Origin of the sequence: Priestia sp. YIM B13552 (assembly GCF_042787775.1) — a bacterium.
Lineage (GTDB): Bacteria > Bacillota > Bacilli > Bacillales > Bacillaceae_H > Priestia > Priestia megaterium_E.
On record NZ_JBHZOU010000001.1, the window covers coordinates 874433 to 898278 of the forward strand.

Below are 23846 nucleotides of genomic sequence, written 5' to 3' on the forward strand. Positions count from 1 at the left end.
ATATTTTTTCAGGTAATAAACTCAGCTACGATAGCTGCAGGACAATCATTTTTGTTTCTGTCATATCTTCAATCGCAAATCGAGGTCCTTCTCTACCAACGCCGCTGTCTTTTATCCCACCGTACGGCCAATGGTCGAGTCGAAAATTAGAGGTCCCATTAATCACAACTCCTCCTACTTCTAAAGATTCAGCAACACGGTAAGCTAAATCCATTTGATTTGTAAACAGCCCTGCTTGCAAACCGAATGATGAATCGTTTGTTTCCCGAATAGCTTCTTCAATATCTTGATAAGGAATGATGCTCACCACAGGTCCAAACACTTCTTGACACACTACTTTGCTTTGTTTAGGAGGATTTAATAGAACAGTAGGTTCTATAGAAGCCCCTGTCTTTTTGCCGCCGCATATCAGCTTTGCACCTAGATCGACTGCTTCTTCAATCCAAGCCAAAACTCGGTTTGCTGCTTTTTCATCTACTAAACATCCAACATCCGTCTGCGGCAGCAGAGGATCACCAACTTTTAAAGACGTTACCTCATTCTTCAGAAGCTCTGTAAATTCAGAAACAACTGAGCCATGTACATAAATACGCTGAACTGAAATACAGCTTTGACCAGAGTTGCTAAACCCTGTTCTCCCACACATTTCAGCAGCTTTCTTAATGTCGGCATCTTCATGAACAATCGTTGAAGCATTTCCTCCTAATTCTAGAAGCACTTTTTTCATTCCAGCCAGTTCACATATATTTCTGCTTGCCACTGTTCCACCGGTAAAAGAAATTATATTTACACGGTCATCTTTTACGATTTGCTGTCCTGTTTCTACTCCCCCTAAAACCATATTAATAGCGCATTCAGGCATTCCAGCTTCTAATAATAGAGCTATAAACTCTGTAGCAACTAAGGTTGTTTGCGGAGCTGGTTTTAAAATAACACTGTTGCCAGCAGCAAAAGCTGGTCCAATTTTGTGGCATACTAAATTCAAAGGTGCATTAAAAGGAGTAATAGCGGCAACAACCCCGACAGGCACACGGAATGTGGAAGCTATCGCTTTTCCCCCTCGTTCGGAAGCATCTCCTGGTATCGTTTCGCCGATAAGCCTTTTTGCTTCTTCCGCAGAGTGCTCTAATGTTTCTACAGATCGAGATACTTCATCCAACGTATTCTTCAGCGGTTTTCCTAACTCATTTGAGATGAGAGAAGCAAACTTTTCTTTTTGCTTTTCCAAAAGCCGTGCTGCTTCTTTTAAAATTTTGGCCCTTTCATAAGAAGACAGACTCGCAATTGCTTTTTTAGCTTCATAAGCGGCTGATAGCGCTCGTTCAACATCTTCTGACGTTGCTATAATTTGCTCACCAATTACTTCCTGGGAATACGGACTTTTAATACTTACTGCTGATCGTTTACCTTCAAGCCATTCTTTATTTACATAAGGTCTTGCTCGTCTAAAGCTCATTGTGATCTCTCCTTTTAAAAATTGACCTGACTACTTCTTTTAGATCGATCTAATTTTATTTTTAGATCGATCTAAAATTTAATAAAGTTTTTTATAAATCCTATTGATTTAAAGTAATAATTCGTTTTGTAAACGTTATCATAATCCTACAACAGAAATTTTAATCTAGCAATAGAAAATTAAAGAATTTTCTAAAAATATTTATTGATACTGAGTTCAGGTTGCCTATACTCGCTTACGTAGTCTCACAATCACTTCCTCTTTTTTCTTACATACACTATAGGAGTGTATAAGATAGCAGTACTGTCAATATGACGAAGATTTATGATTGTGATCGAGCTTAACTATTGCTTATTTATTTTGGTTACAGCGTATCACCATCTGTTGACTAACAAAAATTCTATAAACGTGAGCTAATACTTGCTTCTTAGGACATAATATACCTTTCACTGTTTTTACAAACAGTAAAATTTGTATTATAATTCTAATAACTAAAATACAAAATAATAAGTTTTTTATTGTTAAAAACAGAAAGAGGCTTTGAAAAATGACTTACAGCGAGATGTCTCTTAGAGAAAAAAGCATTGTATTTATTGGCTTTATGGGCGTAGGTAAAACAACAATCGGCGAACTAGTCGCTAAGAAATTATACAGAGATTTTGTCGATATAGACCAAGAAATCGAAAAAATGTTTCAAATGCCTACATCACAAATCTTTAAAGAGTTTGGTGAAGAGTTTTTCCGAAATAAAGAAAAAGAAGTAATTAGCCAGTTATCTCAACAGCGTTTAAAAATTATATCCGTTGGCGGAGGCGCATTTCTTCAAGAAGAAATTCAAAAAATATGCTTATCAAATTGTATTGTATTCTTTTTAGACCTTTCATGGGATTCATGGAAAGAGCGTATCAGCCTCATTATTGACAGTCGCCCTGTTTTACAAGGAAGAAGTCTCGAGGATATTGAAGAATTATTTTATACGCGACAAGCAATTTATTCCAACCACCACTCCAAAGTAGAAACTGACAATTTGGATATTGAAGAAGTAGCAAATTATATTGTTGATTCCTTGAAAATGGCTTGGGATATTTACGAACCGTCTAAATAATTCACCAAAAAAAGAAGCAGTTCATTAACTGCTTCTTTTTTTTGATGACGATTCTCGAACAACTAACTGAGGCGTTAAAATAATGCGATGATGATGTTCTTTTTTATCAACAATTTGGTTATGAAGACACCGTGCAGCATCTTTTCCTATTTGTCTTGCAAAAGAAGAGACGGTTGTTAAAGTAGGGTGACATACGGACGATTCCATGACATTATCAAATCCCACTACCGCTATATCTTCTCCCGGAACAATCCCTTTCTCTTTTAAACCTTGCATAACACCAAATGCAACTAAGTCGCTAAAACAAAAAACTGCTGTTGGAGGCTCAGAAATGTCCAGCACTTGACGTGCAGCTTCTACACCGCCGCTTCTTGTCGGACCGCTCGGAATAACAAGCTCTTCATCAATAGAAATTCCTGCGTTCTTTAGCGCCGAGCGGTAACCTTCCATTCTTTCTTTCCACGTTGTAGAACCGGTTGTTCCTCCTAAAAATGCGATTCTTTTGTGTCCCTGTTCAAGTAAGTGTTGAACCGCTTTTTGAACGCCTAAGCTATAATCTACCCCTACATAATCTGACTCCACTTCAGGCAATTCCCTTACTGCTAGTACTGAAGGAACATCTAAATGCTGAATTTTTTTTATCGTGTCTTCCGATGTACCCGCAACAGGACATAAAATAATGCCTCCTACCCGATGCTCTAGCATCGTAGAAAGCAGCTGATCCTGTCGATTATCCGAATCAAACGTCGTACCTAAAAACACCGTATATCCGTCTTTCTCGAGCTCCTCATGTACTCCAATTAACAATTCTGTAAAAAACGTATTAGATATATCCGTAATAATAACTCCGATTGTTGATGAAGTTTGAGATCTTAAATTTGCTGCAATACGGTCATATACATATCCTAACTCTTTCATCGAAGCTAGAACTTTTTCCCTTGTTTTTTCAGAAACACTCGGACTATTTCGCACAATAAGCGAAGCGGTAGCTCGAGATACTCCCGCGTGTTCTGCCACTTGTTGTAAGGTTACACGTTTGCGTTTACTTTGTTTCAATTTATTCCACCAACCCTTTATAACGCACCTTTTATAATTATTTTACAATTATCTAAAATAAAAGAAAAGCTTCATCCTTTCACGATGTTCTCTGACAAGGAATCAGTAACAAAAAAAGACGCAGCGTGGGGCTACGTCTTTTCTTCCTAATGCGAACTCATATAAAAATTGATAAAAAAGGCAATGGTAATCACATACATCATCCAATGAATTTCGCGACGGCGTCCTGTAAACAGTTTAATCGCTGTGTATGAAATGAAGCCGAATGCTAAACCTTCTGCAATGCTGTAGGTTAACGGCATCATGACAATTGTTAAGAAAGCGGGAACAACTTCGGTAAAGTCGTCGAAGTTAACGTTTCGAATGTCACTTAGCATAAGCGAACCAATAATAATGAGTGCTGGAGCAGTAGCAACGCTTGGGATAAATTGAATGAGCGGTGCAAAAAACAAGGTAAATATAAATAAGATGGCAACCGTTAATGCCTTTAAGCCGGTACGCCCTCCTTCTGCAATACCTGTTGCATTTTCAATATACGTATTTAACGCAGTGCTTCCAAAAACAGCACTCGCCATTGTACCGATTGAATCCGCTGCAAGCGCGCGATTTAAACCTGGAATTTTACCGTTTTTATCTACCAAGTTGGCTTTTTTAGATAATCCAATCAATGTCGCTAGTGTATCAAATAATTCTACGATGGTGAAAGAAAATACAACTGAAAAAATGCCGTAGGCAACTGCACCCTTTAAATCCATTTGAAAAAATGTTTCTCCAACGCTTGGCGGCGTAGCTGAAAAGACGTCTTTCAAGGAATGAGGAACTGCTTGTACTCCTACAATCATCGCTAATATAGTCGTAGCAAAAATACTTATAATGAGAGCACCTTTTACATTTTTAGCCATCAGTACAGCTGCTAATATCAGCCCAAAAATAGCCAGTAAGGGACCTTTATCCATGACATTTCCAAGCCCTACAAAAGTAGACTCGTTTGCCACAACTAATCCAGCGTTTTTCAAACCGATAAACGCAACAAAAAGACCAATTCCAACTGCTATGGAAGACTTTAATACGTTCGGAATGGCATCAATAATCTTTCCGCGTATTCCTGTTACCGTTAAAACAAAAAATAAGACCCCGGATATAAAAACTGCTCCAAGTGCCGTTTGCCATGACAATCCTTGTCCTAATACTACTGAATACGTAAAAAACGCATTTAAACCCATCCCTGGACCGGTTACAATCGGGAAATTTGCCCATAGGGCCATCAGTAACGTACTAAATACAATGGCATAAATGGTAGCTGCAAGAGCCGCTTCTCGGGGGATACCCGCGTCAGACATGATAATGGGATTGACAATTACCATATAACTGACCGTCATAAAAGTTGTAAGTCCTGCTAGTATTTCTTGTTTTGGTGTTGTGTTGCGCTCTGATAGTTTAAACAAGCGCTCTAATATTCCGTTACGCTCCAACACGCGCGCCTCCCTACTTCTAAAAAAAATAAAAAATCCTACCTATTCAAATGTCCTAAAAAAGACACGATTTAGGAGGATTTTACGTTGCAAAGTAAAATCTTTTGTCCTATTATAGTCTTAATTTGTAGATATGCAAAGGCAGAAAACGCTATCATTATAAAAATTTTTATCTTCCGTTAGTTTGGAATTTTGAAAATTTATTTCTCTTATCTTTTTAGTCTGTTGCAAGAGTACTCTTTTTACTCATTTATACAAAAAAGAGATTAAGACATAACTAAATAAATCCATTCTCAAGACAAATAAACAGATGAAACCTACGTTCACCTTGACAACAAAAAAACTCGAATTATTAATCAATAACTCCGATTAATAATTCGAGTTTTACTTTTGTTAAAATACTTTTATTCCAGCCTCTTCTTTGTTTTACATCTTATGAAATCAAAAGCGGGATTCTTTTTAAAAGACGATCAATCGAATGATTTGCTTCTTTCAATACAATTCCTTGGTCAATTGTTTTTAACACGCGATTTTCCATCACAATTTCTCCATCAACCATCGTTAATTCTACATCTCCTCGCGTTGCTGAATACACAACTCTGGAAATAGGGTCTACGCCGTAAGATGGAAAAGTATGAAGCTGATTTAAATTTAAAATAGCAAGATCCGCTTTTTTCCCGACCTCTAAACTTCCAATTTCTTTTTCAAGCCCGACTGCTTTCGCTCCGCCGATTGTAGCCATTTCTAGCACGTGCTTTGCATTCATGGCCGTTGGTCCGTGCGAGGGTTTATGAATCGTAGCGGCCAGCCTCATTTCGTTGAACATATCCAAATTATTATTACAAGGAGCACCGTCAGCGCCAAGACTTAAAAATACACCTTGCTCTAATAAACCGGGCACATCTGCGATTCCCGATGCAAGTTTTAAGTTTGAGCCTGGGCAATGACTAACTTTTACTCCTTGATTCTTAATAATTTGCTTTTCTTGATCATTTAGCCACACACAGTGCGCTAAAATAAGGCGTTCATTGGCTAATCCTAAATGATCTAAGTACATGATATTTCTCATACCCGTTTCAGCTTCTACGATGCGAATTTCTTCTTGATTCTCAGAAGCATGAGTATGTACATGAACATTATATGCAGCTGATAAATGGCTCACTTCACGCAGCAAATCTTCCGTACACGACAGCACAAATCTTGGGGAGAATGCGTATCGAATACGACCGTTATTTGAATTATGCCATTTTTCAAGCAGCTCTACACTTTCTTTGATCGAGTCAGCCGTTGTCTCCTGCAGAGCTTTTGGCAGATCATCGCCTTTTTTATCCATCATTACTTTTCCTGCAAGGGCTCGGATTCCACTTTGAGATATAGCTTGAAAAGCAGAGTCCGTATGATGAACAGTTTCCATATCTACAATTGTTGTAGTCCCGCTTTGAATGAGTTCGCCGATGCCTAACAGGGCTGAATAATAGATAGATTCTTCATCATGTGAAGCTTCAAGCGGCCATATTTTCTTCTTTAGCCAGTCTAACAGCTCTAAATCATCTGCTTGCCCTCTAAAAAGCGTTTGACATAAATGAATATGAGTATGTATAAAGCCCGGCACAATCGTTTTATTTGCTGCGTCAATGACTTTATCTACCTTTTCCGGATGCAGGTTTTTCCCGATGGCTGCAATACGATTTCCAACAATATAAAGGTCACCGTAAATAATATCATTCTTCTCATTCATCGTAATAATCTCTGCATTTTTAATTAATGTGTGCGTCATACCTTCTTTCCCCTCTTTCGTAACATCTATCTATTTCTAGCTCAAGCCGAACACTAACATCTTCAAGCAATCTTTCTTACACTGATCTTATATATATGATGTATGCTCTGAGTTGAATAAGTGTAGGTAACCTCATGCGCGATAGAGAGTTTGGGTAAAAAAAATTCCTAGCTGATTATACAGCTAGGAGGTTGGATTTATGATAAAATCCCAAGTCCCTTTTTCAAGAGGTTATACGAAATCGCAGGAGAATAATGTGATCTTGTATTTATAATATGGTGTTTTCAGTCTATATACCAGCTTTTTGTCAGAAGTTCTAACATTGTTTTTTTATTCTTTTTCATTATGTGACTTTTCTTAACACCCTTATTTTTCATGTTATGCAATTTATTTTTGTTTTTTCTATGTAATATTTCCTAAAAATAAAGAATCTATCTTCTGTTTCTATACAAAACAGAAAAGTTATTTTATGATTTGTATGATTAAAAAACTACAAATCTATATTTTAGGGGTGATTAACTTGGAAAAAATAAATGTTGGCTGTCGTTTTACGCTTTCCGTTATGAGTGATAACTTCATCGATATTATTTTAGGTGCACTAAACGAAGTGGATATGTCTAAAGTTCAGCGAAAAACGGACCGTGTGAGTACGTTTATTGAAGGAACTGCCAAAGACGTATTTGAAGTTGTGCAAGCCGTTTATAAAAGTGCTGGAAAGTCAGGAAAGCATATTGTGCTGAATGCCACGTTTTCAACAGGGCAGCACGAAGAATATTTCGAAGAAAGAAAAATAAAACCAAAAGAAAACGTGTCTTCAAATCAACAGCTTTGTGCTTCGTTTCCTGTATCCACTCAATTTTCTTTGTATCCATTAGATACGCCGCATTATGTAGACATCATCAAAAGCGGAATTGGCGCAGTTAAACAACAGGGAGTATTTGCCGAAACCGTGCCTTTTGCAACAGGTTTAGAAGGAGATGTGGACAAAGTGTTCGCTTCTCTATACGAATGTTTTATGAAATCTGTACAGCAAGCTCGTGTCGTGATGACAGTTAATATGTCAGCACACAGTCCTTCTTCAAAACGATAAATTACTTCTTATCTGTTTATAAAGATAGAATGCTAGAAAGGATTTATATAAATATGGCTACAAATAGAACGTTTTTTTCTTTTTTCCTGATAAGTTCATTATTATGTCTATTAATCGTGCCAAACTCTGTTATGGCTAGTGAAAACCCTGCACATTTAACGGTTGCTTCTTACACGCAGTTCTTGAAAGCGCAAAGTGATAAAAGTTCACTGTATGAATTTTCAAAACTGTCGCGTCAGCAAAAACAAAAAGTTGTACAATCACTAAAGGATTCATCTCCGTTAAAAATGGATATTGAAGAGACTAGCGGCACGGTCGAAGCTGCAAGCACAGCAGCATACGGAGCAAGAACGGCTTCACCTTTATTCAAAACAGCAGCTTATACGGCTTCTTATAAAGCGGCTGGATTTACAACAACAAAACTAACGGTGTATGTAGACTATTACACGAAAAACTCATCGGTGACTTCAGTCAAAAGTGTACGAGGCGTCGTCACGAAAAATGTAAACCCCCTTGTGTCTATTTCAAAAAAGAGTTCAAAATCTTGGGTGCAAAATAATCGAGCGTACGGGCAAATTGACTGGCAGTGGAAAATTGCAGCTAAAAATGCCGGAATTAAAAGACAAACTGTTTATGGTACAGCTTCCGGCGCTTCAGGCGGATCAACAGCTATAGTTAATTGACAAAGAGGAATAAATAATGAAAAAAATGATGTGGTGGATTATTGGTATTACAATTGGAGTACTTTTACTAGGAATTCTGGTAGGTTATTTATCATTTTACAGCATATAAAAACAGCAGGTAATTTCACCTGCTGTTTTTTATCTAAATGTCATCTTCTTGTCATAAAATTAAAACCTCCACTTACAGTGTCTAAGTGCCTGTAAGAAGAGGTTGGGATCACAATTTTTAGTAAGCCTGGTCTCTTCTTATCTTTCAAGCACTGCTTGTGGGAGTTAGCACGGTTCTATAAAGTCCGTTGCCGAGGTTTCAAAGGGCCTATCCCTCCACCTCTCTTGATAAGAAGTTTGTCGAATTTTGTTGATAATTGTTGATAAGATAAATATTATGTTACATGCTGCACAAACAGATGTCAACTACTTTTCAGAAAATTGTTTTCCCTCTAAAACTATGATATCGCTACCATTACTATGACAACTAGGTTACAAATAGATAAATTTTTTATATTTTTTTATTACGCTTTTACAACTGACTTTTTCTCAAAAGAAGTAATAGCCTCATCTAGCATACGAATGCCGGCATCTATCTGTTCTTTCGTTACAGTAAGCGGAGGTACCATGCGAATAACTTCACTTGCATTTCCGCAAAAATAAAATAACACGCCTTTTTCTAAAGCTAAGTCCAGAATCTCAAATAAGGCGTCTCCATCGCCTTCTCCCGTATCCGGATTAACAATTTCGATTCCAATCATAAGTCCTAAACCACGGATATCCCCAATAACTGAATGTTTGTCCTTTAAAAGATACAGCTTTTCTAACGCATAAGCGCCCATTTTTCTTGTGTTATCCAGCAGTTGTTCTTCTTTCATCACCTCAAGAGTTGCAAGGGCTGCTGAACATCCAATAGGATTTCCTCCAAATGTTGTACTATGTGTGCCAAGGGGCCACTGCTTCATTAATTCTTGAGAAGCTACCGTTGCACTAAGCGGAATTCCAGAAGCAATTCCTTTTGCTATAGCCATAATATCTGGTACGACATCAAACGTTTGTCCAGCAAACCATTCGCCCGTACGGCCAAACCCTGTTTGCACTTCATCGAAAATAAGTAATATTCCGTGACGATCACAAATCTCTCTTAATTTCTTCATCCAACTTTTCGGAGGAATAATATAGCCGCCTTCTCCTAATACTGGTTCCAAAATAACGGCCGCCACTTCTTCAGGCGTGACTTGGTGCTTAAAGAGTATTTCAAAATCTTTTTCAAGCTTTTCAGTAAAGTACACATCGCTGTCTAGCTCCGCAGGGCACTCTTTTGGATTGGCATATGGAATCTGATACGTCAGTCCCGAAGGCTGCTGAAATTGTCTATATTTGCTTTTCGAGGTTGTAACACTTAAAGCTCCCATCGAGCGGCCATGAAAACACCCTAAAAAAGAAATAACATACGGACGCTTTGTGACATGTCTCGCTAATTTCAAGGCTCCTTCAATTGCTTCGGTGCCACTATTTCCAAAGAAAAAGCAGTCTAAATTGCCCGGCGTTACTTTTCCTAACTCATCGGCTAACTTTAATATCGATTCGTACATAATAACACCTGAAGGACCGTGCAATAATTGATCTGCTCCGTCTTTGATTGCTTTTACTACTTTCGGATGTCTGTGTCCTACATTTGTCGTAGCGATTCCGGAAGTAAAATCGAGATATTCTTTACCATCCAATCCATAATAATAGCATCCTTCTTCTTTCACAACGGGCAGATTTGGATGGTCTTTAGCCATCGTCGGTGCTAGCAATTCAGGCATTCTTTCAAATAAGTGACTCCAATCTTTTGACATACTACATCCTCCTTGAAATTATACAAATCAATTAATCTTATTCCGAAATATAGTTACTTATTAAACAATATTAGGAAATTCAGTTATACTAAACGCTTTAATAGAATAGTAATAAAACTTATTTTACTATGCATTTTTATTAAAATCAATTGTATAAATATTTATATATAAAATTAATATGCGGGGTCTCATCCCTTCCGCTTTTCCCGCAGGAGTCTTCATCTTGTCCTTCAATCAACAGCTAGAAGTACCCACATATATGAAACCTACGTTCACCATCACCATAAAAAAATCCGAACGATTAATCGTTCGGATTTTCCCTCAACTAAAATACTACTGCCACAGTCTCTTTAAGTATATTTATTCAAGATGTTTGGCATCATTGATCGTTTCAAGACGCCATTTTCCACTTTCATAAGCAAAAGTTGTAATCGATGTATTTTGTAAAATAGTAGTCCCTGTTCCTTGTTCTCCGCTTGTTACATGATGAATGAATGTATTAATTGCCGCTCCGTGACTAACAACTGCTACTTTCTTTCCGATAGACTTCTTCATAATTTCCGTTAACCGCCGAACCATCCGTTCTTGAGCCGCTTCGAGTGTTTCGATATTATATAAAGGCTCTTCTCCCCAATTTGTCGCATAATTTGGCACAAGCTCATGCAGAACTTCTACGTTCTTTGATTCTAGTTCTCCAAAAGAGCGCTCACGCAGCTGCTCACAAACTTCGATTTTCTCTACTTTAGCAGCTGCTGCAATTTCCCTAGCCGTCTCCTGCGCACGAAGCAAATCGCTTGTATAGATTACATCAATATGGATATCTCGAAAACGTTCCGCTACGCGTTTAGCTTGTTGCTTTCCCGCTTCGTTGAGCGGAATATCAGCATGCCCTTGAATAAGTTTGTTTTTATTCCAATCTGTTTGGCCGTGTCTAATTAAGTAAAGCATCGTAATCCCCCTTTAATCCCGTTTTAAAAATTGATAGACAGCTTTATCAACCTCTGAGCTTTCATGTAAATCCGAATGTGCTTCATGAAATGTTTGGAGATGAATGTGTTCGGTGAACTCTTGCAGTCCGTACGCACTTTCTACTGTTACCACTCCATCTGTCTTATCTCCCACATCTCCTGCTCCTGAAAAAACGTCGATTTCTTTTGAGAAATCTTGACGACTTTCGTACAGCTTGTTTAATGCTATAGAGTGAAAAGCTAAATCACGAGCACCCATAGATTCAATATGATTGCGTGCATGAGGGTACATTTCCATTAATTCCTGATAATCTAATCCTTGAATTGGCGACCCTAACGTAACTAACTTTTGAATATATTGAGGATTAGACAAACTAACAGCTGCTGCTGTTACTCCTCCCATACTATGTCCAACTAAATCAACAGAAGATGCTTTATATGTATCACGTACATCTTGCATAATAGCTTCAATCCATTTTTGCTGCTGTGCAATACTGGCATCTGGCTTTTTAAAAACGATATGAATAAGCGGAAGTTTTCCCTCTTTTGCTTTCATAATATGCTTCCACTGAATAGCTCCATCTTTTTGAACAACGCAGTAACCTACTTTAGTTCCCCATCCGTTTTGTTCAAATCGTTTAATCATTTTCCCTAAGCTTTTTTGACTGCCTAAATAGCCATGAATAAATAAAACCGGCACATTTTTCGATTGGGCACCTCGTTTTATTTGTGGGGCAAAAATATAAAAACAAAGCGAAATAAATAGTATGATACTGATCAATAAAATTAACAGCCGCAAGTTCTCACCCTCCGATCGTCTGGTCCACTACACTCATTAATAAAAAAATTTGGAGTAAATTTTATTCTGATACGTCCTGTAAGCTGCAGAACTTGTCATCTTTTTCTTGCCAACGAGCTGCTCAAAGCGCAAACGCTTTTCCGTAAGCATCTCTGTTAGCCTTTGTTCTTCATTAGCATCCGTGCATATAGAAATCAATTCTTCTATTGTAGCCATATCTCGTTTCAGCTCTTGTTCATCCGTTATCATGTTTGCATTTTTTAATATCCTATACGCTTGGCGCAGTTCTTCAGGTATGTGTGACAAATCTTCTAACTTTAATGGTTTGCCTTCCCCAGGCAGCTTATCAAAGTCACCGTCTTTTATTGCTTGTCTAATTCTTTCTTCAGCAATTATATACGCAATATCCAAGGAAAGACCTCCTTTAAGCAAATATAAAATTCAATCTTACCTTCTATATAAAAGATGTATAAAAAACACAGCTTTTATAACCGTATTTTTTATTATACTATGATTATAAAAATTGAACTACCTTCACTTCTGGGATAGACTATCCTCCCTTTGTGAAATGATTTCCAGAGCTTCACTCCTTTCATTATCAAACTTTCTTGAGCAGTTTCTTAACTAGCTGAAATTCAATAAACGATTCTGCATAAGATTTTGTTATCTTATCTTACTATATTTATACAAAAAAGCCTCCTTACGCATGTAAGGAGGTGGAAAAAGATAATTCTAAGGTCATCATGTTATGCCTACTTACTATAAAACCACAATTTGATAGCGTTTTCAACATTTTTTTATTACTTTACTAATTTTCTTTTCGTTTAATGAGGCTCCGTAAATATAACGAAGCCTCACCAAATTTCTACTCTTCTTTATCTGATGGAATCATAATTTCTCCTTCATGCTCTTGTTTTTTTAAGAGCAGCTGGAGAATCGTTTTGGATAATTTACTAGGCTGATAAGGTTTAATCAGAAACTCACACACTCCAAGCTCTAACCCTTTGCTTCTTTCGTCTAAAGCAGATGAGATTAAGATAGGGATTTTTTCTGTCTCTGTATTTTCTTTGAGGTGTCTTAAAACATCCCATCCGTCTAACTTATTTTCCCCTAGCATAATATCTAGAACAACCACTTCAGGCTTTTGCTGATGAATAGAGTTTAATGCGTCTTCTCCGTTGTTAAAATACCGAACATGAAAACCGCTTTCTTTTAATTCTACCTGTAAAAGCGTCGCTAAACTTTTATCATCTTCTACAATCACTACGCTTTTACGGTTATCATTTGTATTTATCATCTCTTCATCGTACTGAACTTCATATAGAAGAGGCAGAACAACCGTGAATGTTGTTCCTTTTTTCCATTCCGATTGTACAGTAATGTCTCCGCCATGAGCTTTTACAATTTCTTTTACAATTGCTAATCCTAGACCCGTTCCGCCAATTTTGCGCATATCGGAATTATCTACTCTGTAGAATTTGGTAAACAATTGACCTATCGCTTCACTTGGTATACCAATTCCTTCATCTTGAATATCAATATAAACAGCGTGTTCCTTTTGATACACTTTAACTGTAACGTTCCCTCCATCGGGCGAATATTTCACTGCATTGCTAATTACATTATTAAACAATTGCAGCAGCTTATCTTTATCTCCCATTACTGTAAAATGCTCTTGATCAGAAATCATATCAAATTCATGCTTACTTGTTTGTATTTTCTGGACCTCAATCACCTGCTTAATAAGCGGCAGAACGTCTTGATACTTTTTATCGTAGGTTTGTTTCCCCGCTTCCATCCTTTGGACGTCCAGAAAATCGTTGATTAAAGACGTTAACCGCTGTGCTTCCTGATAAATAGTAGTTAAATACTTCTTCTGTCTTTCTTCTTTTAATGTTTTGTTTAGCATAAGCTCAGTGAACCCTAATACGCTTGCTAGCGGTGTGCGCAGCTCATGACTCACAGTGCTTACAAATTCCGACTTCATCTGATCAACTTCAAATTCTTTCGTAATATCACGATGAACGAACAATATGCCAAACATCTGACGGTTTCGATACACGTATTCGCTATAAACTTTTATAACTTTTCGCTTACCATCCGTGTGCAGGTAATAAACAAAAGACTTTTCTACTTGCTCTCCCTTACAAATGTCTTCAACGTATTGTCTCAGCTGCTGTATATTTTCGACTTTTTGAGAGAGAGCATCTATCCATTGATCGAGAGAAAGCTGAAGAAGCCCGCTTTGATGCTCATATTGAAACAATTCGCTAATCTTTGTATTCACTTGTAGAATCGTACCGCTTGTATCTACAAGCTGCATTCCTTCTTGAATCGAATTTAAAATATCTTGAGATAGCAATCGGTCATGCTCGGACTCTTCGTAAATATAAATTTTTTCAAGAGCAATCGTGATTTGTTTGGCCAGTATTTCAAATGTCTGTAATTCATGTTCTGTGTATTCATCCGCGTAGCGGCTGTAAAACATATAGGCTAGCATATCTCCCTGCGAAGACATCACCGGTACGATAACATCATACAAATAAAACGTTTGCTGATGATATAGGCGCTCATGTTCTATACACTCTCTTTTTACTACCATACATTTTTTCGTCTTTTGCACATGATCAACGTAATTATTATGAAGATTTGCCACCATCTGTTGAACACTTGCTGAAGATAGACCAAATGAAGCATGTGTCTTTTCATCGGTTAGCATAATAAAACCGTGATCAGCTTTCATCACCCGGCTCATGTTTGTGACAGCACTCGTGAGAACTTCTTGCTTGTGAAGAGAATTTGTTAGTCCATGCACAAATAAATTGCGCAGTTCTAACTCTCCTTCTCGTTCCTTTGTTAATTCTAATGCGTGCTGAAGTTCATCTTGCTGACTGTGCAACTCATCTTGCTGTGCAATCAGCTCCTCATTTTGAGCCGTTAACTCCTGTTCATTATTTTGCAAAGTCGATACCATTTTGTAAAAGGCTTGAGATAGCATACCGATTTCATCTCTTCTATGTTCATCAAATGTTATAGGCATTTCTTTTCCGGCAGCAATTTCGCTTGCCGTATATGCTAGCTGACTCAGTGGCTTTACAAACTTATTTAGCAATACCCGTGTAAGCAATAATAAAATGACCACTGTAAACGCTAAAAATAAAATAAAGAACGTTTGACTTTTCTGCATGTCACTCGACGTGTCATCGTACTGTGTATTTAAGTCTTTAGTTAATTCATTTTGGTAGTCATCAAGTTCTTTTTGCATTTGTTCTATTGATTTAGAAGCAGCCTTCCGCTCAGGGCTAGAGCGGACTCCTTCAATACCTTTTTTGTCGTAAATATCTTTAAAATAAGGAAGCGTTTGATTAAAATACGTGTTTAGCATAACCGTCGCTTCATTTACAAACGTACGTTCACGTCTATCTGCAGCTAGACCTGACAGTCGATCAAGATTTTCTTCGATAATTTTTTGCTGACTTGCAGCCTCGTTATACATATCCTCCGAATCAAATGCAATAAACCCACGAGCCTGCAAAAAAGCCTTGTTCATTGATTTATCAATTGTAGATAGCAGCTGTGCCTTTTCCCGTACTTGTGCCCTGTACTGGGCATAATCAGCTGTAATTTCTTTTTGCCGTACAACAAGTACAGTTGAACCCGCCGCAAAAGCAAGTAAAAGGATACTTGCTAAGAGGATGAACTGGGTTGAGATACTTTTCCGTTTTAGTTTATTGTTCATCTAAAATTTCCTCGACACGTTCGGCTAGTAAAAGGGGACTAAACGGCTTAGACATAAAATACGCAGCCCCTGCTTCTAACACTCGGCTTTGATCAGCAGCTTGATTCTTAGCTGAAAGCATCAATACTTTTGTATGGCGCTTATCTTTCATTTCTTTCAGCTGCTGAATGACTTCAAGCCCGGTGAACACGGGCATCATATAATCCAAAATAATCAAGTCAAAATCACGTTCTTTAATAAATTCCAAAGCTTCTTCGCCATTTTCTGCTTCCGTCACATCATGTCCTTCATCTTCAAGCGTATCTACCACTAACATACGAAGCACTTCTTCATCTTCCGCTAATAAAATTTTTGCCATTGTTATCCCTCCGCTTGTAGTCGTCCATACGTTTTTTGCAATATGAAGTAGGACGGCTTTATTCGTTCGTGAAAAGTTGGATACTCCCAATTTTTCCACTTGTATAAGTAAAAATCTTTTAATAAAAGTTCTCCTTTTTTCTGAGTCGGAAACGTATCTTCCACATCATTGCTCTTCTTATTAACAGCTACGACTCCCACTTGAATTCCTTTTATTTTCTCGCTGGATTCCAATCCTTTTTTGGACCAAATATCTCCCATTATTTCTTTTTGACTAGGGTCTTTTACATTTAAAAGCGCCCAAGGAATGCGAAGTTCAGCAATTCCATTTGATTCATTCACTTTAAAATCTGCTAGCGAATCAAATGAAGAAGAGTTAGGATCGCTGTTTCCTTCTTTGAGCTTCCCTGTTTCATAGGCGTCAAAAGGAATGGTTCTCTTGTTTTCCCCTTCTCCAATCGCTAACTCTTTGTTAAGGGCGAGCATGATTGGGTTAAACATGCCGTTGTCTTTTGTATCGGTTCCTTTTACCGCCGGAATCATTTGAAGCTGATGAGCATATGAAAAATAATACGTATCGTAATAGCTGTCTACCCATAAATGACTGTCTTCTTTCCCGTTTAATTCTGCTACAAAATCAATTCCTTTTGTTTTTAAGGAAGGGATTTGAGGGATCTTTGACTGTCCCTGATTGTTAATCGTGTTAAACAAGAAATAAAGCTTTTGATTTTCCAATTCTTTTGCATTCACGTGTAGATATAGATAACCTTCATCACTTGTAATGTTCAATGCTTTTAACTTCTTAGACGGCTTATACACCGACTTGCTGTTCAGCTTTTTCCAATCATCTGATTTACCGTCCACTTTGACTTTCAGCTTCTTTCCTGGATCAAAACTCATCAGTCCAAAATGCTGCTCTCCCGTTTGCAAATTCGTCCAAAATGGCCTGCGGTTCGGATTGTCGTACTCCATCGTATTCCACGTTCGCTTAAACCATTCATCTTGCCATGTAAAGACCATACCGCCAGCCATTTTTTCTTCAGCAATATCTTCGTATAAGCGTGACAGAATCTTTCCTTGTTCTTGTTCCGTATGAAAACCTTGATCCCATCCGTATACGTTTCTATGGGTGAGTCCTCGCGAAGCCGGAATGCCAAATTCAGCAACAAGAACGGGCATATGATGAACTTCTTTCATATTTTGCAAATAGCCTGCGTAGTTATTTTTCTCTCCTCGATGATCTCGATAAGCGAGATAACGAGGTTCATAGTTTAAAAAGTCAGGATAGTACGGATAAATATGATAAGAGGCAAATAAGCCCGGCTCAAATTTTTTAGTTGTGTGAATTAAATTAGGATTAACAGACACTTTATCTTCGTCTTCAGAAGGCTCATATGGATGAGTAAGCAAATCCGTCGTCACCCAGTTCGTAAAGCTCATAGGCCGCTGCCAATCATATTTATCCTGCTCATAGGAAATTGTTTTTTCCATAAGCTGGGCAAGCCAAATTTCAAAGGGGTTGCCTTTTTCGGTATAGATGTACTGCCCTTTAAAATCTTTCATGCCTTTATGTTTTTCATTTGTCGAAAGGGCTACCGTGGGATCCCATTCAACTCCTATAATCCATCCTAAAACATAAGGAGACACATCTGCTGTATACGTTCCGCTTGCATGTCCTGTCCGTTTTGGCAGTGTTGCCTTTCCGTGAATAACGTTTACAATCCTTTTCATTTCAGCTTCAAATTCTTTTGTATTTTCCTTCGCAAAAGCATCTTGGGAATCATAGAAAACTTCTTCATTCACCCATACCCCATGAAAAAGATAAATAGGTTCTTCGGCTTTTTGGTTATACTCAGCAAGCGCTTCATAAAAGGCGGGAGGATGAATGGTGTATACGCGGATTGAGTTGGCATTCATCTTTCCAATTTCTTCAAACCAGCGCAAATATTCTTCTTTTGAAATAGCAGTCTCACCAGGGAAATGGCCTGGCTTACTAATGCCCATATTTACTCCTTTAATAAGCAAATCTTTCCATTTACCATTTTGATAAACTTGCAAATAATCTTTTCCTACTTTCCCTGCTACTTTAAGGTCAGCATCTTCATAGATTTCCATATTTTTATTAAAAGTAACAGAAGCAGGCTGCGATTCATTTTGCTGTTGATCGATGATCTTATTCATAAGAGGAAGATAAACAGTCCAGTAAAAAGAAGACTCATCTTCTTTTCCGATTTTCTCTGTCCATTTCTTCCACACCGGGTAAAAAGAAGTTTGATAAATGGAAGGTACTTCTCCTTGATCTGCAAAATCTCCTGCAAAGTAATAAGTATCATATCGCTCTTTGTTATGATGAACGACTGCTGGTATGGACAAAGGGATACCATTTTCCTTCAGCTTGTTTTTTCCTTCAGAATCCAAGTGAAAGACAAACTGAGCCTGCACATCACTTTTTTGCTGGGGTGTAATTACGTCAAACCAATATTGATAAGCAGATTCATCCTGTAAATTCGATGTTTTCTTTCCTTGTTTTGTATATTGAAACCATACTGGATTTTCTTTTAATTCTTTTTCCGTTATAATAACGAGCTTATTGGATTCATTAACGAATAATAAGCCTTTTCCTGTAAGGCTCCACTCTTTGTTGTACTGCTTTTTATAAGCACTCTTCACCCAAGCAGGAACTTCTTCACTGCCGAATTCATCAAAATAGCGACCAATCCAGCCGGACCACGTCACATTGTACAATTCATACAGTTCTTTGCGAACGTCTAAGGAAGTAGGGCTTCCAAATGTATTAAACTCTCCAATCAGCGTTTTTGTACGTCCATTCAATGCTTTCTTAACGTAGCTCACGTCTTCAGAAGTCATGCCGCCATACACCAATTGAGAGCGATCTCCTCTTTTAGCTTTTACGCCTAAATCTTCTTTGTATACACCATACGTGTCCGTGATATAAATCATATCTGCAGAGTTTGTTTTTGGCAGAGATTTAATGCTGTATGTTTTATCTCCTTTCGGGTAAAACCCTGCATAATCTTTTGAGATTTCATAAGGCTTCCCGTCTTTGCGTACTTTCGCTTGATTCAGCATCCACATTAAGCCTTGATGCTCTCGAAACGTTTGATCTGGCACTGTTTTATCAATGACAAGCATATTCAAATCAGTTGGTTTCTTTAGCTGCCAAATAAGAAATGGAGAAGCCGTTATCGCCATAACCAAAATAATGCCGCCGATTAATAACCATTTTTTCATTGTGAAACTCCTTTTCGCTGCATGTCTCCCCAGCCTTTTTTATTGCGAATAACATCCAACAATCCATGACAGCGCCATATAACAGTTAGAGGGCGATACCAAAAGGATTCCGTCAGCGAAAAAACAAACAGCTTAGCAATATCAGATACTTTTGGATATTTACGAAGGCTCCACTCTTCTAGCAAAACGGCCGCCATTGAATAAAGAGAACCATATACAACCATTAAAAGAAAAAGCAAATAAGCAAATTCTACATAAATTCCGCCTACAACTAGAGAAATAACAATAAACAAATAGCCTAACATTTCCATGACCGGTCCGATTAGTTCAATAAACACAAAATAAGGCATGGAAATCATTCCGATGCTTCCGTATTTCGGATTAAACAGCATCTCTTTATGCTTCCAAAGACTATCAAATAAACCGCGGTGCCAGCGGTTTCGCTGTCTTCGCAAATATTTGATTTCATCGGGTGCTTCTGTCCAGCATACGGGATCTGGAATATAAACAATTTGATTGTTGGTTTTTTTCTGTTTAATCAGCCGGTGCAGGCGAACGACAAGCTCCATGTCTTCGCCGACTGTATGAGAATACCCGCCAGCTTCAATCACCCAGCGTTTAGAAAATACGCCAAATGCTCCTGACACAATAAGTAATAAATTATGGCGACTGAGACCAATGCGCCCCATAAGAAAGGCACGTAAATATTCAATAATCTGCATCACAACAAGCGGCTGCGTATCAAGTCCAATCGATACGACCGCACCGTTTTCGATTTTACATCCGTTTGCAATTCGAATACTTCCCCCTGAAGCAATTACTTCTCCGTCTGAATCAATAATTGGCTTCATAACTTTTAAAAAAGCATCTCTTTCTAACACTGAATCGCCATCGATCGAACAAAAATAAGGATAGTTGGATAAATTAATTCCTGCATTTAATGCATCTGACTTTCCCCCATTTTGTTTATCGACTACATATAAATAATCGTATAATTTAGAACGATATACAGCTTTTACTGCTTTCGTCTCTACTTGCTTTCTCACAACTCGATTCATTTTCACAAGAGAAAACTCTTCGATAAGCTTTTCTAACGTATCATCTGAAGATCCGTCATTTACTACGATTACTTCATATTCCGGATATTCAATTCCAAGCAGCGAACGTACGCTCCCAATAATCCCGACAGATTCGTTATAAGCGGGAACTAATATAGATAACGGCGTTGTATAGCTAACCGCAAGCAAATCTTCATAAGGTTCTTCATCGTTTAATTGATATTGCTTTCGCAGTTGAAAAGCAGAGATGATAAACATCATAAAATAAAAACAAAGCACAAAAATCATATAAGCAAATACAGCCCATCCGCAAATGGACAATAAAAGATGCCAAACATTATTCCACAACCGTAATTCCTCCTTTTTCAAGCCATTCTGCTGCCATATCTTTCGAAAACTTGTCATCAGTCGTTTTGTATACATGAACTAAGTATTCTTTACCTGTTGGGATTTTCATCATTGACTGAGCAGCATTCGAACGCACAAGAAAATGAGAATCTTTTAGCGACTGCTCGAGAATTGATAACCCCTTCTCATCTCTCGTTTTACCTATTAGTTTTGTAGCCATCATTCTTTCTTGCCAAATACCTGACTGAAGATGGTTCGTGAGCTCCTCTATTCTTAATGGAAAAGATAAAGCATTAAGTGATTTCAACGAACGAATTCGCAGTTCTTCTGATGAACTTTTCATGTGCATTTTTAAGAAATCTATATACTCTAACTTATGATTGATACCGATCATATCGATAAGAGGCAGCTGAATTTCTTCTTGCAGGTCTTCAAATTTATTAATAAATTGCTGAAACTGTTCACTGTTCATAGTTCCAAACAAAGAGCGGTACATAAATTCAGACAGCGGTCTAGAAGCGTTCGTCATGTACACAACAAACTCAGGGCGGTTCAGCTTAACCAAAATCTTTAAAATTTGATTTTTTTCAGCCGCTGTACTATTTTTTTTCTCATACATTTCTACTAATTGGTCTGTTAGCGTAGTTAGACCAAAGTCTTCAATAGCATAAAGGGCATTCATTCTGACACTCCACCTAGAATGATGCAGCTCTTTTTTATATTTGGGAGTAAAAACCTTCTCCGCATAGAGCGTAATGTTATTTAAAATTTCATCGCCTTGCACAGCTGCAGAAAAACCGCTTAATAGTTCCTCTACACCCGCCAGCTCTATTTTATTTTTAGGCTCTACCCGATGCTCTTCATCTTTTCTGTATAAATAAATAAAAAGAGATTCTTTTATACTATCTTTATAGGATTCTACTTTTGCTCGAAAAGCGTTTAAACGCGCTTTTTGAATAAGTAAATAACTCAGAAAACAGACTAAAAGCAATAGCAATCCGCTAAATAAGACATACACCACTTGAATGGACATCGCCATTTATTTCACCTTCTTCATTAAATGACGTACGCGCGCTTCAAGCTCCATTAACTTAAATGGCTTTGTCATGTAATCGTCTGCCCCGAGTTCTAATGCTCTTTGAATATCTTGTTCGCTGTTTCTTGATGTAAGCATAATAACCGTATACTGATCGTGACGTTTATTATGTCTTAATTTTTGCAGTACTTCTAAGCCATCCATTTTAGGCATCATTCCGTCTAAAATAACAAAGTACTGATCGCTAGAATGAATCCATTGAGACTCAAAAAATTCGATCCCATCTTTAAACACTTCTATTTTCACTTCATAGCGATCTCCTACATCAATTTTGCTTAAAAGCTCTTTCAGCATCGTTCGAATGATAGAATCATCATCAATAATAGCCATACGAAGCGTTCGCTTTTTAACCAGCTTGCTTTGAGAAGAAGCTACAATTTTTTGACGTCCTGATTCCTTCGCTATATATAATGCCTCATCAGCTTGATGAAGAGCTTTTTCTAACGGCCATTCAGTGTTATGAACTTCTACAACTCCGCCGGAAAAGCTGCAATAAAACGAATTGCTTTGATGTGTGAACACTTTTTCCACAAAGAAATCCAACAGTCTATTCAATACTGTTTCTGCCTCTTTTATATTGGTTTTTGGCAGTAAAAGAATAAATTCTTCGCCTCCATATCTAAAAATGTGATCTGTTGGACGAATTTCATGCTTCATATACTCTACAAATGCTTGCAGCACACGGTCTCCCATAAGATGTCCATATCCATCATTTATTCTCTTAAAGAAATCTAAATCTAAAATCGCTAAACAAAAAGGATCTTTTAAGCGGTCGTAGCTGGATAGCTGCTGACTGTAGATTTCTTTTAAATACGTTCGGTTATAGGCTCCTGTTAATTCATCAAACATTAAATAGGAGTTAAACATCTGCTTTCGTTCAATATGGTGACCAATTCGAAGTAGACTTTCTTCCATATCGAGAGGTTTAACAAAAAAATCATCGGCCCCTAATTTAAAGGCCTTCAAACGCGTCTCTCTTTGATTATCAACGCTCATCATGACAATCGGGACGAACAGTTGCTTTGTTTTATCGCGTAAAAATGAAAGAATGTCAAAGCCTGTACCGTCTTTCATATGGACATCTACAACAAAACAATCCGGCTTTAATTCGTAAAAAGCCGTAATAGCTTTTTCTTTAGAGGCAGTTGCTAATACGTACCAGCCTTGTTTTTCAAACTGTTCTTTTAAATACATCAACATTGAAAGGTCGTCGTCAACAAGTAAAATATTAGCTGTTTTTTCACTGATTTCTAGCGGTTTATTTATATCTTCTACCGATTGAATTTCATCTTGATAACAAATTTTAATAATATCTAATAAAAAAGCATTTAACTCCGCGTAATCCCAGGTTTTTTTCTGATTTTTTTCCACAGCTTCCATTAACTCGCGGGAGCGGTCTCCTAAATAATGCAGTCCAATGGTCGCAGCCGTTCCAGAAATTGAATGCAAAAAGCGGTACACCTCTTCATGAGGTATTTCTTTATTTTGATCGGTCCACTCTTGCAGCTGCTTGCGGACATTAGCTAATAATGCAATTTGATATTTATCCATCTTATACACCCTTTGTTCGATATAGTTAACACTTACTCCATATTACTCCATACATTTTTCTATAATATTTTGTAAGTAAATGAAATATTTTCTTAATTTTATTTTAAGTATGTTTTTTTAAAATGAAAAGCAATTCCTTTTTAACCATACTTTTCCTCCAATGATTTTACTTTAAAATGATTCTTTTTTCACTCATTATTTTTTCTT

17 protein-coding genes and 1 riboswitch are annotated in these 23846 nt (G+C 37.5%); of the genes, 3 read left to right on the forward strand and 14 right to left on the reverse strand.

Translation table 11 applies throughout. The features are described 5' to 3' along the window. Positions 1–25: 25 nt before the first annotated feature. Positions 26–1456 carry an aldehyde dehydrogenase family protein gene (locus tag ACFX40_RS04305; RefSeq protein WP_098332422.1) on the reverse strand — a complete coding sequence of 477 codons (1431 nt, stop codon included), beginning with the start codon at positions 1454–1456 and terminating at the stop codon, positions 26–28. A 547-nt stretch (positions 1457–2003) separates the two neighbouring features. Between ACFX40_RS04305 and ACFX40_RS04310 the strand changes: the two genes are divergently transcribed. Further along, positions 2004–2561, forward strand: coding sequence for a shikimate kinase (locus tag ACFX40_RS04310; RefSeq protein ID WP_013055659.1), 558 nt, complete (start codon positions 2004–2006; stop codon positions 2559–2561). A 24-nt stretch (positions 2562–2585) separates the two neighbouring features. Here ACFX40_RS04310 and ACFX40_RS04315 read toward each other — a convergent pair whose 3' ends face one another. The 3 genes from ACFX40_RS04315 to ACFX40_RS04325 form a co-directional block, all read right to left on the reverse strand. Then, positions 2586–3617 carry a LacI family DNA-binding transcriptional regulator gene (locus ACFX40_RS04315; RefSeq protein WP_098332423.1) on the reverse strand — a complete coding sequence of 344 codons (1032 nt, stop codon included), beginning with the start codon at positions 3615–3617 and terminating at the stop codon, positions 2586–2588. 146 nt (positions 3618–3763) lie between these two features. After that, the gene (locus ACFX40_RS04320; protein ID WP_377254273.1) at positions 3764–5089 is read right to left on the reverse strand and encodes an NCS2 family permease; all 1326 of its coding nucleotides are present in this window, start codon (positions 5087–5089) and stop codon (positions 3764–3766) included. 433 nt (positions 5090–5522) lie between these two features. Next, a complete protein-coding gene (locus tag ACFX40_RS04325) occupies positions 5523–6866 on the reverse strand; it encodes a 5'-deoxyadenosine deaminase (RefSeq protein ID WP_028407654.1) in 1344 nt (447 codons plus the stop codon). Between the two features lie 511 nt (positions 6867–7377). Between ACFX40_RS04325 and ACFX40_RS04330 the strand changes: the two genes are divergently transcribed. Together ACFX40_RS04330 and ACFX40_RS04335 are read left to right on the forward strand one after the other, a co-directional pair. Continuing rightward, complete coding sequence (locus tag ACFX40_RS04330; protein ID WP_321191429.1) at positions 7378–7956, forward strand: YkoF family thiamine/hydroxymethylpyrimidine-binding protein; 579 nt, start codon at positions 7378–7380, stop codon at positions 7954–7956. A gap of 53 nt (positions 7957–8009) precedes the next feature. Continuing rightward, entirely contained in the window at positions 8010–8639 is a 630-nt protein-coding gene (locus ACFX40_RS04335) for a hypothetical protein (RefSeq protein ID WP_060746024.1), read from the forward strand. A 243-nt stretch (positions 8640–8882) separates the two neighbouring features. Continuing rightward, positions 8883–8982: riboswitch (SAM riboswitch) on the reverse strand. A 169-nt stretch (positions 8983–9151) separates the two neighbouring features. Here the strand turns inward: ACFX40_RS04335 and ACFX40_RS04340 are convergent. The 10 genes from ACFX40_RS04340 to ACFX40_RS04385 all read right to left on the reverse strand — a co-directional run bounded on the left by ACFX40_RS04340 (position 9152) and on the right by ACFX40_RS04385 (position 23639). Next, on the reverse strand, positions 9152–10471 hold the full coding sequence (locus tag ACFX40_RS04340) for an aspartate aminotransferase family protein (protein WP_028407651.1): 1320 nt from the start codon (positions 10469–10471) through the stop codon (positions 9152–9154). A gap of 360 nt (positions 10472–10831) precedes the next feature. Continuing rightward, positions 10832–11419, reverse strand: a complete 588-nt coding sequence (locus tag ACFX40_RS04345; protein ID WP_028407650.1) for a histidine phosphatase family protein — start codon at positions 11417–11419, stop codon at positions 10832–10834. 12 nt (positions 11420–11431) lie between these two features. After that, on the reverse strand, positions 11432–12238 hold the full coding sequence (locus ACFX40_RS04350; protein ID WP_013081956.1) for an alpha/beta fold hydrolase: 807 nt from the start codon (positions 12236–12238) through the stop codon (positions 11432–11434). A gap of 36 nt (positions 12239–12274) precedes the next feature. Further along, positions 12275–12649 carry a DnaJ family domain-containing protein gene (locus tag ACFX40_RS04355; RefSeq protein ID WP_028407648.1) on the reverse strand — a complete coding sequence of 125 codons (375 nt, stop codon included), beginning with the start codon at positions 12647–12649 and terminating at the stop codon, positions 12275–12277. A 454-nt stretch (positions 12650–13103) separates the two neighbouring features. Then, entirely contained in the window at positions 13104–15977 is a 2874-nt protein-coding gene (locus ACFX40_RS04360; protein WP_132018464.1) for an ATP-binding protein, read from the reverse strand. Further along, positions 15967–16335, reverse strand: a complete 369-nt coding sequence (locus tag ACFX40_RS04365) for a response regulator transcription factor (RefSeq protein ID WP_025749698.1) — start codon at positions 16333–16335, stop codon at positions 15967–15969. The genes ACFX40_RS04360 and ACFX40_RS04365 overlap by 11 nt, the downstream gene beginning before the upstream one ends. 2 nt (positions 16336–16337) lie before the next feature. Next, positions 16338–19586, reverse strand: a complete 3249-nt coding sequence (locus ACFX40_RS04370; protein WP_377237376.1) for a hypothetical protein — start codon at positions 19584–19586, stop codon at positions 16338–16340. Next, on the reverse strand, positions 19583–20992 hold the full coding sequence (locus ACFX40_RS04375; RefSeq protein ID WP_098248600.1) for a glycosyltransferase family 2 protein: 1410 nt from the start codon (positions 20990–20992) through the stop codon (positions 19583–19585). The genes ACFX40_RS04370 and ACFX40_RS04375 overlap by 4 nt, the downstream gene beginning before the upstream one ends. Continuing rightward, the gene (locus ACFX40_RS04380) at positions 20982–22031 is read right to left on the reverse strand and encodes a HEAT repeat domain-containing protein (RefSeq protein ID WP_098332429.1); all 1050 of its coding nucleotides are present in this window, start codon (positions 22029–22031) and stop codon (positions 20982–20984) included. Before ACFX40_RS04380 ends, ACFX40_RS04375 begins: the two co-directional genes overlap by 11 nt. Continuing rightward, positions 22032–23639, reverse strand: coding sequence for a GGDEF domain-containing response regulator (locus tag ACFX40_RS04385; protein WP_377237374.1), 1608 nt, complete (start codon positions 23637–23639; stop codon positions 22032–22034). Positions 23640–23846 lie beyond the last annotated feature (207 nt).